The sequence below is a fragment of the Streptomyces poriferorum genome (genome assembly GCF_019399235.1).
Taxonomy (GTDB): domain Bacteria; phylum Actinomycetota; class Actinomycetes; order Streptomycetales; family Streptomycetaceae; genus Streptomyces; species Streptomyces poriferorum.
Genome location: NZ_JAELVH010000027.1, coordinates 14,481 through 32,284, shown reverse-complemented (window position 1 = coordinate 32,284; position 17,804 = coordinate 14,481). Strand labels below are relative to the sequence as shown.

Sequence of the window (17,804 nt, the reverse complement as noted above, 5' to 3'; positions counted from 1 at the left end):
GCCTCAGCCGGCGCCGAACCGCTGCCACAGCTCGGGCAGCCGCGCGGCCAGGACCGCGTCGTCCTCGAAGCCGAACGGGGTGCCCTCCGGCTCGGCCGGCTGCGGCGGCAGCCCGAGGTCCGGCGCGACCACACCGGTGAGCTGCTCGTACGCCTCGTCGGCTGCGTAGCCCAGTTCTTCCGCGTCCCCGTCCAGCTCGTCGTCGAAGTCGTCGAGGAGCTCGGCCAGGCTGTCCGGATCGTGCACCGCGCCCTCGAAGACCTCCCGGCCCTGGCCGATCAGCCAGCAGCGGAAGTAGTCGAAGGCGTCGTCGCCGGCCCCGCCGAGCAGCACGGCGGCGGCAGCCCACAGGTCCCAGCGGTACGCACGGTTGTAGCGGGCCTCGAAGTGCCGCGCGAAGTCCAGCACGGAATCGGGATCGAGCTGCACCAGCCGTTCGACGAGCAGGTCGGCATGGTCCTCGGGGTCGCCGTCGGCGGCCTCGCGGGTGCTGTCGATGAGCTCCCAGAATTCCGTCTCGTCCATCACGGGTCCAGCATCTGCCCCCGGGAGGGCCGATGCACGCCCAGACGCCGAAATGAAGCCTTACGGCCTCACATAGAGCGAGTGGAGGGCTTCGGCGGCCGCCGCGAACCTGCCGCGCAGCGTGGCCGGCTCCAGGATCTCCAACTCCGGCCCCAGGGCCAGCAGCTGACCGAACGCGACGTCCAGGGACTCGACCGGCAGGGTGACCGTGACCCACCCGTCGGCCCCGGGCGCACCGGCCCCCTCCAGAGCGTCCCGCGCCGCGACGCGGTCCACGGCGTGCGGCAGCCGGCGCACCCCGGCCTCCGAGAGCCGCAGCGTCACCTCGGCCCGCAGGAGCGACCGGGCGAACTGGGCCGCGCGTTCGTCCCAGAACGCGGGCAGGTCGAAGCTCTCGTCCCGGACGAACCGGGTGTCCGACACGGTCACGGCCGTGAAGCGGTCGATCCGGTAGACCCGGAAGTCCTCCTCCGCACGGGCGCAGAGATACCAGACCCCGGCTTTGAGGACGAGGCCGTACGGGGCCAGCTCACGCTCCACCTCGGTGTCCCGGCCGGCCCGCCGGTAGTGGGCGCGCACGGTCCGGTCGTCCCACACCGCCTCGGCCACGGCGGGCAGGAGCTCAGGTGTGACCGGTTCCTGGTACCAGCCCGGAGCGTCCAGATGGAAGCGCCGGGCGGCGCCCGCGGAGGCGTCCCGGAGGGAGGGCAGGAGGGCCGCCGACACCTTGAGCCGGGCGGCGGACGCGGCGTCGGCCAGCCCCATCTCGCGCAGGGCGGAGGGCAGGCCGGAGAGGAAGAGGGCCTCGGCCTCGTCACGGGCCAGCCCGGTGAGACCGGTGCGGTACCCGCCGACGAGCCGGTACCCGCCGGCACGGCCCCGTTCCGCGTAGACGGGGATCCCGGCCTCGGAGAGCGCCTGGGCGTCCCGGGTGACGGTCCGCTCCGACACCTGGAGCTCGTGGGCGAGCTCGGCGGCGGTCATGGCGGGGCGGGACTGCAGGAGCAGCACCATTCTGATGAGCCGGGCAGCACGCATGCGGCCATTGTGGCCGCGGCAGGGGGCGCGTGTGGCCCGGGCCCGTCGAGCCTCGGCCTCAAGCGCCGGCCGGGCTGGGTGTGGCCTCACGCGCCGGCCGGGCTCAGAAGATGGCCTCACTCGCCGGCCGGGCTTGAATGTGCGCCCGGGCGGGGTTGGAAGTGCGGCTCGACCGGGCTGCCATGCGCACAGCAGCTCCACATGGCAGCACTCCGGCGGGCAGAGCAAGCCCGTCCGGCGATCGAGGACGAAAGCCTGCGCCGGAGTGGGGCGGACGCATGCGGAGGACGGGGCGCGGGAAAGACCCGTGCCCCGTCCTCCGGGCCGTCAGAGCCCGTACCGCTCGCGGGCTTCCTTGACCGCCGACGCCGGCACCTCGCCGCGGCGGGCCAGCTGGGCCAGGGCCGCGACCGTGATCGACTGGGGGTCGACGCCGAAGTGGCGGCGAGCCGCGTCACGGGTGTCGGAGAGGCCGAAGCCGTCCGTGCCGAGCGAGGTCCAGTCCTGCTCCACCCACTGGCTGATCTGGTCCGGCACCTGGCGCATCCAGTCGCTGACCGCGAGGACCGGACCCGGTGCGCCTTCCAGCGCCTGGGTCACGTACGGCACCCGCAGCTCACCGCGGAGCAGCGCCTCGTCGCACTCCAACGCGTCGCGGCGCAGCTCGCCCCACGAGGTGGCGGACCAGACGTCGGCCGTGACACCCCAGTCCGAGGCCAGCAGTTCCTGGGCCTCCAGGGTCCAGTGGATCGCCGTACCGGAGGCCATCAGCTGCACGCGCGGGCTGTCCGCCTTCGCGGGCGTGCCCTCCTTGAACCGGTAGAGGCCCTTGAGGATGCCCTCCTCGATGCCTTCCGGCATCGCGGGCTGCGGCTTCGGCTCGTTGTAGACCGTCAGGTAGTAGAAGACGTTCTCGGCGTCGGGGCCGTACATCCGGCGCAGACCGTCCTGGACGATCACCGCGATCTCGTACGCGAACGCCGGGTCGTAGTTGAGCGACGCCGGGTTCGTGGACGCGATCAGGTGAGAGTGGCCGTCCGCGTGCTGGAGACCCTCACCCGTCAGCGTCGTACGGCCCGCCGTGGCGCCGACCACGAAGCCGCGGCCGAGCTGGTCGCCGAGCTGCCAGAACTGGTCGCCCGTGCGCTGCCAGCCGAACATCGAGTAGAAGATGTAGAACGGGATCATCGGCTCGCCGTGCGTCGCGTACGACGTGGACGCGGCGATGAAGTCGGCCATCGCGCCGGCCTCGGTGATGCCCTCGTTGAGGACCTGGCCGTCCTTGGCTTCCTTGTAGTACATCAGCTGGTCGCGGTCGACCGGGTCGTACGTCTGACCCAGCGGCGAGTAGATGCCGGCCGACGGGAACAGCGCCTCCATGCCGAAGGTGCGGGCCTCGTCGGGGACGATCGGAACCCAGCGCTTGCCGGTCTCCTTGTCCCGCATCAGGTCCTTGGCCAGGCGGACGAACGCCATCGTGGTGGCCAGTTCCTGCTTGCCGGAGCCCTTCTTCAGCGCGGCGAACGCGCGCTCCTCGGGCTGCGGCAGGGCCACCGCGTGCACCCGGCGGGCCGGGGCGGGGCCGCCGAGGGCGGCACGGCGCTCCTGGAGGTAGCGGACCTCGGGGGAGTCGGCGCCCGGGTGGCCGTACGGCACCAGGCCCTCGTCCAGTTTCGAGTCCGGGATCGGCAGCTCCAGCAGGTCGCGCATGGCGCGGAACTGCTTGCCGTCCAGCTTCTTCATCTGGTGGTTGGCGTTGCGCGACTCGAAGCCCGGGCCGAGCGTGTAGCCCTTCACCGTCTGCGCCAGGATCACCGTCGGCGCACCCTTGTGCTCCAGCGCCGCCCGGTAGGCCGCGTACACCTTGCGGGCCTCGTGGCCGCCGCGCGAGGTGTGGAAACACTCGGCGATCTTCGCGTCGGTGAGCAGCTTCGCCAGCTCGGCGAGCGCCGGCTCGGTGCCGAAGAAGTGCTGACGGATGTAGGCGACGTCGCGCGTGGCGTACGTCTGGAACTGCGCGTCCGGGACCTCACGGAGCCGGCGCACCAGCGCACCCGTGGTGTCGAGCTGGAAGAGCTCGTCCCAGGCGGTGCCCCAGAGCGTCTTGACGACGTTCCAGCCGGCGCCGCGGAAGGCGCCCTCCAGCTCCTGGACGACCCGGAAGTTGGCGCGGACCGGACCGTCGAGGCGCTGCAGGTTGCAGTTGATGACGAAGGTCAGGTTGTCGAGCTGCTCACGCGCCGCGAGGGCGAGGGCGGCGGTCGACTCGGGCTCGTCCATCTCGCCGTCGCCCAGGAAGGCCCAGACGTGCGAGTTCGACGTGTCCTTGATGTTGCGGTTGGCCAGGTAGCGGTTGAAGCGCGCCTGGTAGATCGCCGAGAGAGGGCCGAGGCCCATCGACACGGTGGGGAACTCCCACAGCCAGGGCAGCCGCCGCGGGTGCGGGTAGGACGGCAGACCGTCGCCGCCCGCCTCCTGGCGGAAGTTGTCGAGCTGCTGCTCGCTGAGCCGGCCGTCGAGGAAGGCGCGGGCGTAGATGCCGGGGGAGGCGTGGCCCTGGATGTAGAGCTGGTCGCCGGAGCCGTCCCCCTCCTTGCCGCGGAAGAAGTGGTTGAAGCCGGTCTCGTACAGCCAGGCCGCCGAGGCGAAGGTCGCTATGTGGCCGCCGACGCCGAAGCGGGAGCCACGGGTGACCATCGCGGCCGCGTTCCAGCGGTTCCACGCGGTGATCCGCGATTCCATCTCCAGGTCACCGTCGAAGGCGGGCTCCGCGGCGGTGGGGATGGAGTTGACGTAATCGGTCTCCAGCAGCTTGGGCAGCGCGAGACCGGCGCCCTCGGCGTGCTGGAGCGAGCGGCGCATCAGATACGCGGCACGGTGCGGGCCCGCGGCCTTGGTGACGGCATCCAGGGAGGCCGCCCATTCAGCGGTCTCCTCCGGGTCGCGGTCCGGGAGCTGGTCGAGCTCGCTCGGAAGCTTTCCTACGGGGTCGGTCATGATCGCCGCCTTCCGGTGAGGAGGGGGGTGGAGAAGTCCCTGACTGGCAGGACAGGGCGATGGGGCCGGTGGGCCCGCGGAGTGAACTGTAAGGCTCCGATCGATGATCGATCAAAGGATGAAAGGCAAAACTTCTCGATATGAAGAAAGTGGCATGGGGTGCCGCGAAACGGGGCACGGAGTGACGGGATATAACAGTCAAAAGGGGCGCTCATCTGCACAGGCGAGCGACCCTCGCCACACATGCGCACCGCAGTGCGCCCTGGCCTCAGGCGTATGCCGCCCCGGCCTCAGGCGCGCGGCGCGCAGCCGAGCACATGCGCCTTGACCAGCACCCCGATGTCCGGGTCCTTCCGCAGGAACGCCTCGATGAGCGCCTCGTGCTCCTCGGCGTACGACTTCTGCACCGTCCCCAGCCAGCGGATCGAGAGCGCCGTGAACACCTCGATGCCCAGGCCCTCCCAGGTGTGCAGCAGGACCGCGTTGCCGGCCGCCCGGACCATCTCCCGGTGGAAGCCCACCGTGTGGCGCACCTGCGCCTCGCCGTCGGCCAGCCGGTCCGCCTCGTACAGCGCCGTCACGTGCGGGGCGAGGAGCGAGCAGTCCTCGCCGAGCCCCGGGGCCGCCAGCTCGGCGGCGATCTGCTCCAGGCCGGCCCGTACCGGGTAGCTCTCCTCCAGATCGGCCGCCGTGAGGTTGCGGACCCGGACGCCCTTGTTGGGCGCCGACTCGATCAGCCGGAGCGTCTCCAGCTCGCGCAGCGCCTCGCGCACGGGCGTCTGGCTGACTTCCAGCTCGGTGGCGATGCGCCGCTCCACGATCCGCTCGCCCGGCTTCCATCGCCCGCTGACGATCCCGTCCACGATGTGCTCGCGGATCTGTTCGCGCAGCGAGTGGACGACGGGCGGGGTCATGAGTGGCTCCTTCGGGGCAAACCGGTGCTGCCTGCACCAACTCGGCGGCCGGAGCGACCGGTGGTGTCTAGACAATACGGCGGCGCCCCCGTCCGGGAGTGTTCCGGACGGGGGCGCCGCTGGTGAGGCTTGTTACAACTGCGGTGCTCAGAGGCCGAGCTCGACCTCGAACTCACCGGCCTCCAGGATCGCCTTGACCGCGGTCAGGTAACGGGCGGCATCCGCGCCGTCCACCAGACGGTGGTCGTAGGAGAGCGAGAGGTACGTCATGTCGCGGACGCCGATGACGGTGCCCTCCTCGGTCTCGATGACCGCGGGACGCTTGACGGTGGCGCCGATGCCCAGGATGGCTGCCTGGTTCGGCGGCACGATGACGGTGTCGAACAGCGCACCGCGCGAACCGGTGTTGCTGATGGTGAAGGTGGCCCCGGACATGTCGTCCGGCGTCAGGCCGCCACCGCGGGCCTTGCCGGCCAGCTCGGCGGTCTTCTTCGAGATACCGGCGATGTTGAGGTCGCCCGCACCCTTGATGACCGGGGTCATCAGACCCTTCTCGGCGTCCACGGCGATGCCGATGTTCTCCGAGTCGAAGTACGTGATCGTGCCTTCGTCCTCGTTGATCCGGGCGTTGACGACCGGGTGGGCCTTCAGCGCCTGGGCGGCGGCCTTGACGTAGAACGGCATCGGGGAGAGCTTGACGCCCTCACGGGCCGCGAAGCCGTCCTTCGCCTTGTTGCGCAGCTTCATCAGCTTGGTGACGTCGACCTCGACGACCGAGGTCAGCTGGGCCTGCGAGTGCAGCGCCTTCATCATGTTGTCGCCGATGACCTTGCGCATGCGGGTCATCTTGACCGTCTGACCGCGCAGCGGGGACACCTCGAGCTTCGGCGCCTTGGAGGAGGCGGCCGGAGCGGCGGCGGCAGCGGGGGCCGGAGCGGCAGCGGCGGCCTTGGCGGCCTCCGCGGCGGCGACGACGTCCTGCTTGCGGATACGGCCACCGACACCGGTGCCCTTGACCGCGCCCAGGTCGACACCGTTCTCGGCGGCGAGCTTGCGGACCAGCGGCGTGACGTACGCGCCGTCGTCACCGGAGGTCGCGGCGGGAGCGGCCGGGGTGACCGGAGCCGGAGCTGCGGCGACGGGCGCCGCAGCGGCCGGGGCCGGAGCCGCGGCGGGCGCGGCGGGAGCCACCGGAGCCGGGGCCGGAGCGGCCGGCGCGGGGGCGGCCGGAGCCGGAGCCGCGGCAGCGGGTGCCGGGGCAGCGGCCGGAGCCGGAGCGGCAGCAGCCGGAGCAGCGGCCGGAGCCGGAGCGGCAGCAGCCGGAGCAGCGGCCGGGGCGGCGCCGGGAGCACCGATGACGGCCAGCTTGGCGCCGACCTCGGCGGTCTCGTCCTCGGCGACGACGATCTCCAGCAGCACGCCGGAGACCGGGGCCGGGATCTCGGTGTCGACCTTGTCCGTGGAGACCTCGAGGAGGGGCTCGTCCTCCGTGACCTCCTCGCCGACCTCCTTCAGCCAGCGGGTGACGGTGCCCTCGGTGACGCTCTCGCCGAGCGCCGGAAGGGTTACGGAAACCGACATGGTTTCAGTTGCTCCTAACGAAAATGCGGAAGTGGTCGGTCGTCGCGCCCGGTCGACTGATCAGTCGTGGGAGTGCAGGGGCTTGCCGGCGAGGGCCAGGTGGGCCTCGCCCATCGCCTCGTTCTGCGTCGGGTGGGCGTGGATGAGCTGCGCGACCTCGGCCGGCAGCGCCTCCCAGTTGTAGATCAGCTGGGCTTCGCCGACCTGCTCGCCCATACGGTCACCCACCATGTGGACGCCGACCACGGCACCGTCCTTGACCTGGACGAGCTTGATCTCGCCCGCGGTCTTGAGGATCTTGCTCTTGCCGTTGCCCGCGAGGTTGTACTTCAGCGCGACGACCTTGTCCGCGCCGTAGAGCTCCTTGGCCTTGGCCTCGGTGATGCCCACGGAGGCGACCTCGGGGTGGCAGTACGTCACCTTCGGGACACCGTCGTAGTCGATCGGGACGGTCTTCATGCCGGCCAGACGCTCCGCCACGAGGATGCCCTCGGCGAAGCCGACGTGCGCCAGCTGAAGGGTCGGGACCAGGTCGCCCACGGCCGAGATCGTCGCAACGTTCGTCTGCATGTACTCGTCGACGAGGACGTAGCCGCGGTCCATCGCGACGCCCGCCTCCTCGTAACCGAGGCCCTGCGAGACCGGGCCGCGGCCGATCGCGACGAGCAGCAGCTCCGCCTCGAAGGTCTTGCCGTCGGCGAGGGTCACCCGGACGCCGTCCTGGGTGTACTCGACACCCTGGAAGAACGTGCCGAGGTTGAACTTGATGCCGCGCTTGCGGAACGCGCGCTCAAGAAGCTTCGAGCTGTTCTCGTCCTCGACCGGGACCAGGTGCTTCAGGCCCTCGACGATGGTGACGTCGGTGCCGAAGGACTTCCACGCCGATGCGAACTCGACGCCGATGACGCCGCCGCCCAGCACGATCGCGGACTTCGGGACCCGGTCCAGCTTCAGCGCGTGGTCCGAGGAGATGACGCGGTTGCCGTCGATCTCCAGGCCCGGGAGCGACTTCGGCACGGAGCCGGTCGCCAGGAGCACGTGGCGGCCCTGGATGCGCTGGCCGTTCACATCCACCGAGGTGGGGGAGGAGAGCCGTCCCTCACCCTCGATGTAGTGCACCTTGCGGGAGGCGATGAGACCCTGCAGACCCTTGTACAGGCCCGAGATCACGTCGTCCTTGTACTTGTGGACGGCCGCCATGTCGATGCCCTCGAAGGTGGCCTTGACACCGAACTGGTCGGCCTCGCGCGCCTGGTCCGCGATCTCACCGGCGTGCAGCAGGGCCTTCGTGGGGATACAGCCGTTGTGCAGGCAGGTGCCGCCGACCTTGCCCTTCTCGATCAGAGCGACGTCCAGGCCCAGCTGCGCTCCGCGCAGGGCCGCGGCATAACCGCCGCTACCACCGCCGAGGATCACTAGGTCGAAAACGGTGCTGGCGTCGTTCGCCACGTCACGTCCTCCATGCATGTGCGCCGTACGCCGGGCCCCGTCATCGGGGTGTGACCGGCCGGTCGGCTGGTGTTCGGCCGCTTTTGTCATTCGGCCCTGTGGTGGGGGCCCTGTCCTGCCGAGAACCCATCTTCGCACTTGTTGACGGTGGGCGGGACGCGGGGCCCGTGTCTGGGACGGATCATCGTCCGTCCCAGTGGGTTACCGCTGCGTAGGGACAGGCCGATTCCGTCTGGTTTCGTCGAGAGCGAAACCGCCCGGGCCCTGCCGCGGTGCCGTGGGTGCAACACGTACGGCCCCGGACGTATGCCCGGGGCCGTACATCAGCTTCCGGCTCAGCCGAGGTCTCCGGCCGCGGTGCGCTCCGCCAGCTTCACCAGGGTGCGGACCGCGGATCCGGTCCCGCCCTTCGGCGTGTAGCCGTACGGGGCGCCCTCGTGGAAGGCCGGGCCCGCGATGTCCAGGTGCGCCCAGGCGATGCCCTCGCCCACGAACTCCTGAAGGAACAGACCGGCCACCAGGCCGCCACCCATCCGCTCGCCCATGTTGGCGATGTCGGCGGTCGGGGAGTCCATGCCCTTGCGGAGGTCGGCCGGGAGCGGCATCGGCCAGGAGGCCTCACCGACCTCCTCGGCGATCTCGTGGATCGAGGTACGGAACGCGTCGTCGTTCGCCATGATGCCGAAGGTGCGGTTGCCCAGGGCCAGCACCATCGCGCCGGTCAGCGTCGCCACGTCGACGATCGCGTCCGGGGTCTCCTCGGAGGCGCGGGTGAGCGCGTCCGCGAGGACGAGCCGGCCCTCGGCGTCCGTGTTGAGGACCTCGACGGTCTTGCCGCTGTACATGTGGAGCACGTCACCGGGGCGGGTGGCGTTGCCCGACGGCATGTTCTCGGCCAGCGCCAGCCAGCCGGTGACGTTGACCCGCAGGCCCAGACGGGCGGCCGCGACGACGGACGCGAACACGGCGGCGGCGCCGGCCATGTCGCACTTCATCGTCTCGTTGTGGCCGGCCGGCTTCAGCGAGATGCCGCCCGAGTCGTAGGTGATGCCCTTGCCCACGAGGGCCAGGGTCTTCTCCGCCTTCGGGTGCGTGTAGGCGAGCTTCACCAGGCGCGGGCCGCGGGCCGCGCCCTGGCCGACGCCGAGCAGACCGCCGTAGCCGCCCTTGACGAGCGCCTTCTCGTCGAGGACCTGCACCTTGATGCCGTGCTCCTTGCCGGCGGCGGTGGCCACGGCGGCGAAGGACTCGGGGTACAGGTCGTTCGGCGGGGTGTTGACCAGGTCGCGGGCGCGGTTGATCTCCTCGGCCAGCGCGACGGCGCGCTCGGCGGCGGCCTTGAAGGCCTTGTCACGCGGCTTGGCGCCGAGGACGGCGACCTCGCCGAGCGGCAGCTTCGGGCCGTTGGCCTTGGCGTCCTTGGGGGCGAGCTTGTTCTCGCCGCCCTGGTAGGCGGTGAAGGCGTACGCGCCCAGCAGGGCGCCCTCCGCGATGGCCTCGGCGTCCTCGACGGAGGCGATGGGCAGCGCGAAGCCGGCCTTCTTCGAGCCGGCCAGCGAGCGGGCGGCGGAGCCCGCGGCCCGGCGCAGCGTCTCGGCGTCGTACGCGCCGTCCTTCTCTGGGACCGGGCCGAGTCCGGCCGCGATGACGACCGGGACCTTCAGGCCGTCGGGTGCGGGGAGCTTGGTCAGTTCGCCCTCGGCACCGGAGGCGCCCAGGGTCGCCAGGACGGTGGCGAGCTTCCCGCCGAACGCCTTGTCCACGGCCTCGGCGCCCGGTGCCAGGACCAGGTCCCCGGACTTGGAGCCGGCGGCCTTGGCGACGCCGACGACGAGCGCGTCGGCGCGCAGCGTCGCCGCACCGGCAGTGCTGAGAGTGAGAGCAGTCACGGTGGTGAAATCTCGCTTCCGTTGAGTTCTTTTTCGGCCTGTGCCGGTCGAGGGGGTGGCCGACCGGGCCCGGCGCATCGTAGACGCCGCCGCGATGTGCCGGGAATGAGCCTACGCGCGCCTTTGCTGCCCGATTACGGCGGCGGGCCGTCAGTGCGCCGCGGCGCACGTACGGTTGTCACGCCGGGATGATCATCCCGGCGGAACGGACCGCGACCGCACAGGCGTTGGCGGACGTCCTGCGGATGGATCCAGGGGGAGCGATGGACGACCGGATGGCCGCCCGGGTGAGCGGCCGGCCGAAGGCGCTGCCCGCCACCGTACTGATTCTGTTGGTGATGCTGGCCGGCTGCACCTCGGCACCGGGGCCCGCTCCCTCGCCCGCCCCCTCCGGGCGGTCCGCCGCGGCGCGCTGGCAGCCGGAGCCGGGCACCGACTGGCAGTGGCAGCTCTCCGGCCGGCTGGACACGTCCGTGGACGCCCCGGTGTACGACATCGACGGCTTCGACCACGAAGCGGCGCAGGTGGCCGAGCTGCACCGCAAGGGGCGCAAGGTCATCTGCTACCTGTCCACGGGGGCCTGGGAGGAGTTCCGTCCGGACGCGGCGAGGTTCCCCACGGCGGTCCTCGGCAAGGGCAACGGCTGGAAGGGGGAGCGCTGGCTCGACATCCGGCGCACCGACGTCCTGGAGCCGCTGATGGAGAGCCGGATCTCCATGTGCGCGAAGAAGGGCTTCGACGCGGTCGAACCCGACAACATGGACGGCTACCGCAATCCGAGCGGCTTCCCGCTGACTGCCGCCGACCAGCTGCGCTACAACCGGCTGGTCGCCCGCATCGCCCACCGCCACCACCTCGCCGTCGGCCTGAAGAACGACCTGCCCCAGATTCCCCAGCTGGTGGGCGACTTCGACTTCGCGGTCAACGAACAGTGCGCCCAGTACGAGGAGTGCGAGGAGCTCTCCCCGTTCATCGAGGCGGGCAAGGCGGTCTTCCACGTCGAGTACGAGCTGCCCGTGGCGCGGTTCTGCGGGCAGTCCCGGCAGCTGGGGCTGAGCTCGCTGCTGAAGAAGTACGAGCTCGGCGTCTGGCGGGAGCGGTGCCCGGCGGCGGGAGCCTGACGGGACGTCCGAGGGGGCTCAGCCGAGGGCCAGCCCCACGAGCGTCACCGTCGCCGCCGTCTCCGCCAGCGCGCCGAACACATCGCCGGTCACTCCGCCGAAGCGCCGCACACAGTGCCGCAGCAGCAGCTGGGCCACCGCGAGGGCGGCCAGGGCGGCGAGGGCGTACCGCAGGGCCCCGTACCCGCCGAGCAGCGCTCCAGCGCCCGCGCAGGCCGCCACGGTCAGGACCGCGGCCGCCACCGCGCCGGCCGCCGGGACCGTGCCCGCGACCGCGGCACCCAGCCCTTCCGGGCGGGCCGCGGGGACGCCGGGCCGGGAGGCCAGCGTGAGCGCGAGCCGGGCGACGACACCGGACACGGCGGCCGCCACCGCGCCCTGCGCCCAGCCCTGCGCGTACAGCTGCTGAAGGACCGCCACCTGGGCGAGCAGGACGAACAGCAGGGTGATCACACCGAACGGCCCAATGTCCGACTGCTTCATGATCCGCAGTGCGTCGTCGGCCGGCTTGCCGCTGCCCAGGCCGTCGGCGGTGTCCGCGAGACCGTCCAGGTGCAGCCCCCGGGTGAGGGCCGCCGGGACGGCGGCCGAGGCGACCGCGGCGAGCAGCGCCCCCGAGCCCAGCAGCAGCAACAGGGTGCCGGGCACCGCCGCGAGGACCCCCACGGTGAGGCCCGCCAGCGGGGCGCACAGCATCCCGGTCCGGGCGGTCTCGCGGTCCCAGCGGGTGACGCGGACGGGGAGCACGGTGAGGGTGCCGAAGGCGAAACGCAGGCCGTGGCTGTTCAGGGAGGTCACGGCGCGCAGGCTAATCGGTGGGCGGGGCCGATAGATTGTCCGGAACGTCATATAGCGGAGCAGAAGCGACTTATCGGGAGTGGGTGGGATGGGTCACTGGTTCGATCGGAACATCGTCGAGCCGGGGAAGCTGCCCCTGCTCCTGGCGCTTGCCGCCTTCGTCCTGACGTTCGCCATCACCCGGGTCATCACCCGGATGATCCGGGCCGGCAAGGGGCCCTTCGGCAACATCACGCCGGGCGGGGTCCATGTCCACCACGTGGTGCCGGGCGTGGTGCTGAGCGTGGTCGGCGGGTTCGGCGCGGTGGCCAGCGGGAAGCACGGCTTCGCGGCCGGGGCCTTCGCGGTCGTCTTCGGCGTGGGCGCGGGGCTCGTGCTGGACGAGTTCGCCCTGATCCTGCACATGGACGACGTGTACTGGACCGAGCAGGGCCGCCAGAGCGTGGAGGTCGTGGTCCTCACCGCGGCCCTGGTGCTGCTGGTGCTGGGCGGGTTCTCCCCGCTCGGCGTGGACGACCTGAGCGACGATCAGCAGCAGGGCAGGCTCGGTGTCGTCCTCACCCTCGTCGTCAACTTCTGCTTCGTGCTCATCGCGCTGTTCAAGGGCAAGGTGCGGATGGCGGTGCTCGGCACCCTGGTTCCGTTCGTCGCCCTGGTCGGGGCGGTCCGGCTGGCCAGACCGGCCTCGATGTGGGCCAAGCGGTTCTACCGCAACCGGCACCGGGCCCGCTCCCGCTCGGTGTTGCGTGCCTACCACCACGACGTCCGCTGGGCCGGGCCGCGGCGAAGGTTCCAGGACCTGATCGGCGGCGCACCCGACCGGGTCCCCGCCCGCTCACCCAAACCCTGACGGCACCGCCCGCGCAGGGCCGGCACCGCGCACAGCACGAGTGCCGCCGCGATGGCCACCAGGTGCTCCCTGCCCGCCAGGTTGTCCTTCACCGCGACCTCCACCACCATCGCCACGATCACCAGCCCGCCCGTGAACCGGGCCCGGTAGGCGAAGCAGACGCACACGGCCATGGCGACCACGGCCGCCGATGGCCCGGTGTCGACGACCTGCGCGTCGGAGCCGGGCAGGCCCGGGAACCCGTCGGGGCCGACCGCGACGCCGATCCGTGCGTACAGCGTCCCGGCCAGCGTCGCGACGTACGCGATCAGCAGCGTCCGCCACCGGCCCAGGCAGATCTCGGCGATCCCGAACACCAGCAGCACCTGCGCCAGCGCACCCCAGACCGGCAGGTCGAGCGCCGGGACGAAGAGGGACAGCGGGGTACGCAGCAGAGCCGCCCAGAGCGGATCATCGGCCCGCACCGCCCCCAGCGCCTGCACCGGCCCGTACCCCCAGGACCTGTTCTGCACCACCTGGAGCAGTGCCGTCAGACAGACCGCGGCCAGGGTCATCGGGACGGCCCGCAGCCGCTCGGTGGCGACCGCCGTGCGTACGGCAGCCCACAGCGGACCCCACTCCCGGCGGACCGCCCGCCCGAGCGGCCGGACCCGTCTCATGCGCGAGGTCCGAGCTTCGAGCGGTGCAGCCACTTGGGCAGTCCCGGCGCCTCCAGGAAGCCTTCGGCGCGCCCTGCGGCGATGCCGATGCGCGGCAGGTCCGCACTCTTCTCGAAGAGCAGGTAGCGCGGTTCCCAGATCGGCCGGTACTTGGCGTTGGCGCGGTAGAGCGACTCGATCTGCCACCACCGGGAGAAGAAGCTGAGCAGCGAACGCCACAGCCTGAGCACCGGCCCGGCGCCGAGCCGTGATCCGCGCTCGAAGACGGAGCGGAACATGGCGAAGTTCAGCGAGACCTGGGTGACGCCGATCTTCTCGGCGCGTTGCAGGAGTTCGATGACCATGAACTCCATCAGGCCGTTCTCGGCGTTCCGGTCACGGCGCATCAGGTCCAGCGAGAGGCCGTGCGGACCCCAGGGGACGAAGCTGAGTACGGCGCGCAGCGCACCGGCTCCGCCGCCCTCGACGGGGGTCGCGTCACGGCATTCGAGCATGACGCACTGTCCGTCGGCCGGGTCGCCCAGCCGGCCCAGCGCCATGGAGAAGCCGCGTTCGGTCGCGCCGTCGCGCCAGTCGTCGGCCCGGCGCACCAGTTCGGCCATCTCGGCCTCGGAGATGTCCGCGTGGCGGCGCACCGTCACCTCGTAACCGGCCCGCTTCACCCGGTTGTACGCCTGGCGGACGGTCCGCATCGCCCGCCCCTCCAGGGTAAACTCGGCGGTCTCCACGATCGCCTCGTCGCCCAGCTCCAGGGCGTCGAGGCCGTGCCGGGCGTAGACCGTGCCGCCCTCCTCGCTGACCCCCATCGCCGCCGGGATCCAGCCGTGCGCGCGTGCCTCGGCCAGCCAGGGGCCGATCGCCCCTGGCCAGGCCTCCGGGTCGCCGATCGGGTCGCCGGAGGCCAGCGAGACGCCGCCGACCACCCGGTAGGCGACGGCGGCCTTCCCGGTCGGTGACCAGACGACGCTCTTCTCGCGGCGCAGCGCGAAGTAGCCGAGGGAGTCCCGTTCGCCGTGCCGGACGAGCAGGGCGCGCAGCGCCGCCTCGTCCTCGGGAGTGATCGGGTCGACCGCGCGGCGGGCCCGGAAGGCCGCGTACACGACGGCGATGAGCAGCAGTGTGGAAAGGATGTTGATGACGACGTTCACCCAGCCCGGCGTGGTGATGCCGGGGAACCGGGAGTCGTCGGCGGCGACGGAGACCAGACGCAGCGCGCCGTAGCGCCAGCGGTCCAGGAACGTCGAAAGACGCTCGTCGTGCGCGGTGTTGGTGAGCGTGACCAGACCGGCGGCGATCAGCGAGGTGACCAGCAGCCCGCCGACCGCCACCAGCGCGGCCAGCTTCGGGTTGGACCGGTCGCCCTTCGCGTAGAACTCCCGCCGGCCGAGGGCGAGCGCGAGGACGAAGGCGGCGGTCAGCGCGAGCGAGATCCAGTTCTGCGGATACCGCCGCACCTCCGGGAAGCCGATCACCGCCGCGAAGAGCAGCAGGGTGAGGCCGCTCAGCACCATGTTGACGATCCACGCGGCCCGTTTGCGCCGGCGCATCGTGACGGCGAGGAACAGGGCGACGACTCCGGAGGAGAAGCCGGCCGTGAGCAGATAGGGCGTGAAGTAGTTCTCGGTGTTGTGGCGTCGGAGGTCCTGGCCGAAGGTGACCCAGACGGCGCTCAGGAAGTTGACGAACGACACGACGCGCAGATACCAGATGGCGAAGGCCGCGCCCCGCCGCGACCGGTCGGTGCTCTGCGGCCGGACGGCAGTCCGGCCGGATTCCTCGCTGGCCAAGTAGACCTCTCCCATGAAAAGCGATCATATGGGGCATCGCGTTTCATGAAAGGGGCCGCGCTGCGGCCGGTGTCCGGACGGCCGCAGCCCCGTCGGTCAGCCGCCGCTCGTCACTCCCCGGCCGGGGAGGCCACCTCGTCGGCCGTCTCGCCGCCGGACGTCTCCTCGTCGTCCTTCGCGTCGTCCTCGTCGGCTGCCGGCGTACGTTCGGGCAGCTCGGCCGCCAGCGCGGCCGCGGCCTGGACGAACGGGAGCGCGAGCAGCGCCCCGCTTCCCTCACCGACGACGACGCCGTGGTCCAGCAGCGGGTTGAGCGCCATCCGGTCCAGGGCCTTCGCCTGCGCCGGCTCACCGCTCAACTGCCCCGCCAGCCACCAGTCGGGCGCCCGGAACGCGGCACGCTGCCCGACCAGCGCGCACGCCGCGGAGACCACCCCGTCCAGGATCACCGGGAGCCGGCGCACCGCGCACTGCAACAGGAAGCCGGTCATCGCCGCCAGGTCCGCGCCGCCCACCTTGGCCAGCAGTTCCAACTGGTCGCCCAGCACCGGCCGGGCCCGGCGCAGCGCGTCACGGACCGCCGCGCACTTGCGCATCCAGGCCAGGTCGTCGATGCCCGCACCGCCGCGCCCGGTGACCACGGAGGCATCGGTGCCGCACAGCGCCGCGATCAGCGTGGCCGCGGCCGTCGTACCGCCCACGCTCAGATCGCCGAGCACCACCAGATCGGTGCCCGAGTCGGCCTCCTCGTCGGCGATCGCCATGCCGAGGCGCACCGCCTGCTCGGCCTCCTCGACCGTCATCGCGTCCTCGACGTCGATCCGGCCGCTGCCACGCCGTACCCGGGTCCGGACGACCGCTTCCGGCAGCAGCCCGGGTTCGCAGTCCAGCCCGGCGTCGACGATCCGCACCGGCACGGAGAACCGGCGGGCCAGCACGGCCAGCGGCGTCGCACCGTCCAGCGTGGCGCGCACCAGCTCGTGCGCGGTGCCGGCCACGCGGCCGGACACGTCCAGCTGCGCCACCCCGTGATCACCGGCGAACAGCACCACGCGGGCCTGCTCGATCGCTCTGACCGGTACGGCCTGCTGGGCGGCCGAGAGCCATTCCCCCAGCTCGTCGAGGCGGCCGAGGGCACCCGGCGGCACGATGAACCGCTCCCGGCGTTCCTCGGCATCGCGCCGTACACCCCCGTCGGGGCGTTCGATCAGGTCGGAGAAGTCGTCCAGATTCACGGGGGTCTGCCTCGCGGGTCGATACGTGGTGTGGGCCGGGGAGCCGGCTCCCCGCCGAACAGTACCTGCCGCGATTTCCGGCCCTCCTCAGTGCGGCGTACGGTCCCCGAACCGGAGTTGGGTGATCGCGGGCGTCAGGGTCCGCACTCCGGGGAGCAGGTTCTGGATCCGGATCAGCTCACCCATCGCGCCCCGCCCGCGCGGCAGACGCAGGGCCCGCACCTCGGTGATCCCCGGATGCGCGCCGCGCAGCTTTTCGCGCTCGCCGGGGTCCATCGCCCAGCGCATCGGCGGAATCGTCATGGCACCCACCTTCGAGGTGCCGGCCACCGTGCCCCGCGCGAGCCACCGGCCCATCGAGTCCAGGACGAGGATCCCGCCGGGCAGCCGTGCGGCGCAGGCCGCCAGGATCCCGCGTACCTCGGCGGGCCGCAGGTACATGAGCAGACCCTGCGTCGTGACGACCACACCCCGTCCCTCCGGGTCCTCGATCTCGTCCAGCCAGGAGAGATCCGTCGCCGAACCGGACAGCGTCCGCAGCCGGTCCGAGGGCGGCAGCAGGGTGCGGCGCAGGGTGGCGACCTCCGGCAGTTCCACGCTCAGCCAGTTCAGCCGGCCGTTGTCGACCCGCCAGAAACCGGTCTCCAGGCCGTCGCCGAGCGCGACCACGGTGGCCTCCGGGCGGTCCGCGAGATACTCCTGCACGGCCAGGTCGAAGCAGCGCGAGCGCAGCGCCTGAGCCTGCGAGTGGAAGGCGTTCGGGACCCCGAACCGCTCCTCGAACGGGTAGTCAAGGTTCGCCAGCAGCTGGAGCGCCATCGGGTCGTCCAGCACCGGATAGCGGCGGCCCGCCTCGAACGCCCGGTTGTGCAGCGTCCACAACAGGGTTTCCGGAACCCCGTCCAGCATCGGCCGTACACGTGCCATCTTCCGCTCCTCCTGTTTCCGTTCGGTGGCGGCT

14 protein-coding genes are annotated in these 17,804 nt (G+C 71.7%); 2 read left to right on the top strand and 12 right to left on the bottom strand.

Translation table 11 applies throughout. The features are described from left to right. Positions 1 to 3 precede the first annotated feature (3 nt). The 7 genes from JGS39_RS07700 to JGS39_RS07670 all read right to left on the bottom strand — a co-directional run bounded on the left by JGS39_RS07700 (position 4) and on the right by JGS39_RS07670 (position 10,393). Positions 4 to 525 carry a DUF4240 domain-containing protein gene (locus tag JGS39_RS07700; RefSeq protein ID WP_219567997.1) on the bottom strand — a complete coding sequence of 174 codons (522 nt, stop codon included), beginning with the start codon at positions 523 to 525 and terminating at the stop codon, positions 4 to 6. Between the two features lie 60 nt (positions 526 to 585). Beyond that, complete coding sequence (locus JGS39_RS07695) at positions 586 to 1,563, bottom strand: helix-turn-helix transcriptional regulator (protein ID WP_219567996.1); 978 nt, start codon at positions 1,561 to 1,563, stop codon at positions 586 to 588. A gap of 327 nt (positions 1,564 to 1,890) precedes the next feature. Further along, on the bottom strand, positions 1,891 to 4,560 hold the full coding sequence (gene aceE, locus JGS39_RS07690; RefSeq protein WP_219567995.1) for a pyruvate dehydrogenase (acetyl-transferring), homodimeric type: 2,670 nt from the start codon (positions 4,558 to 4,560) through the stop codon (positions 1,891 to 1,893). Positions 4,561 to 4,850: 290 nt separating this feature from the next. Then, a complete protein-coding gene (locus JGS39_RS07685; protein WP_148017657.1) occupies positions 4,851 to 5,474 on the bottom strand; it encodes a GntR family transcriptional regulator in 624 nt (207 codons plus the stop codon). A 147-nt stretch (positions 5,475 to 5,621) separates the two neighbouring features. Next, positions 5,622 to 7,055, bottom strand: coding sequence for a 2-oxoglutarate dehydrogenase, E2 component, dihydrolipoamide succinyltransferase (gene sucB / locus JGS39_RS07680; protein WP_236065701.1), 1,434 nt, complete (start codon positions 7,053 to 7,055; stop codon positions 5,622 to 5,624). A 60-nt stretch (positions 7,056 to 7,115) separates the two neighbouring features. Then, positions 7,116 to 8,504 (bottom strand): dihydrolipoyl dehydrogenase, encoded by a 1,389-nt coding sequence (lpdA, locus tag JGS39_RS07675; RefSeq protein ID WP_219567994.1) that lies wholly within the window; start codon positions 8,502 to 8,504, stop codon positions 7,116 to 7,118. A 335-nt stretch (positions 8,505 to 8,839) separates the two neighbouring features. Then, on the bottom strand, positions 8,840 to 10,393 hold the full coding sequence (locus JGS39_RS07670) for a leucyl aminopeptidase (RefSeq protein WP_219567993.1): 1,554 nt from the start codon (positions 10,391 to 10,393) through the stop codon (positions 8,840 to 8,842). Positions 10,394 to 10,656: 263 nt separating this feature from the next. Between JGS39_RS07670 and JGS39_RS07665 the strand changes: the two genes are divergently transcribed. Then, positions 10,657 to 11,514 (top strand): endo alpha-1,4 polygalactosaminidase, encoded by an 858-nt coding sequence (locus JGS39_RS07665; RefSeq protein ID WP_219568040.1) that lies wholly within the window; start codon positions 10,657 to 10,659, stop codon positions 11,512 to 11,514. An 18-nt stretch (positions 11,515 to 11,532) separates the two neighbouring features. On the opposite strand, the gene cobS is transcribed toward JGS39_RS07665, so the two are convergent. After that, the gene (gene cobS / locus JGS39_RS07660; RefSeq protein WP_219567992.1) at positions 11,533 to 12,312 is read right to left on the bottom strand and encodes an adenosylcobinamide-GDP ribazoletransferase; all 780 of its coding nucleotides are present in this window, start codon (positions 12,310 to 12,312) and stop codon (positions 11,533 to 11,535) included. Positions 12,313 to 12,400: 88 nt separating this feature from the next. Between cobS and JGS39_RS07655 the strand changes: the two genes are divergently transcribed. Then, positions 12,401 to 13,162 carry a hypothetical protein gene (locus JGS39_RS07655; protein ID WP_219567991.1) on the top strand — a complete coding sequence of 254 codons (762 nt, stop codon included), beginning with the start codon at positions 12,401 to 12,403 and terminating at the stop codon, positions 13,160 to 13,162. Here the strand turns inward: JGS39_RS07655 and JGS39_RS07650 are convergent. The 4 genes from JGS39_RS07650 to JGS39_RS07635 form a co-directional block, all read right to left on the bottom strand. Next, positions 13,063 to 13,821 (bottom strand): hypothetical protein, encoded by a 759-nt coding sequence (locus JGS39_RS07650; protein WP_219567990.1) that lies wholly within the window; start codon positions 13,819 to 13,821, stop codon positions 13,063 to 13,065. The two genes, JGS39_RS07655 and JGS39_RS07650, sit on opposite strands and share 100 nt — an antisense overlap. Continuing rightward, a complete protein-coding gene (locus tag JGS39_RS07645) occupies positions 13,818 to 15,623 on the bottom strand; it encodes a phosphatidylglycerol lysyltransferase domain-containing protein (protein WP_219567989.1) in 1,806 nt (601 codons plus the stop codon). The genes JGS39_RS07650 and JGS39_RS07645 overlap by 4 nt, the downstream gene beginning before the upstream one ends. A 95-nt stretch (positions 15,624 to 15,718) precedes the next feature. Then, positions 15,719 to 16,843 (bottom strand): nicotinate-nucleotide--dimethylbenzimidazole phosphoribosyltransferase, encoded by a 1,125-nt coding sequence (cobT, locus tag JGS39_RS07640; protein ID WP_219567988.1) that lies wholly within the window; start codon positions 16,841 to 16,843, stop codon positions 15,719 to 15,721. Positions 16,844 to 16,930: 87 nt separating this feature from the next. Further along, a complete protein-coding gene (locus JGS39_RS07635; RefSeq protein WP_219567987.1) occupies positions 16,931 to 17,770 on the bottom strand; it encodes a class I SAM-dependent methyltransferase in 840 nt (279 codons plus the stop codon). Positions 17,771 to 17,804: the final 34 nt, after the last annotated feature.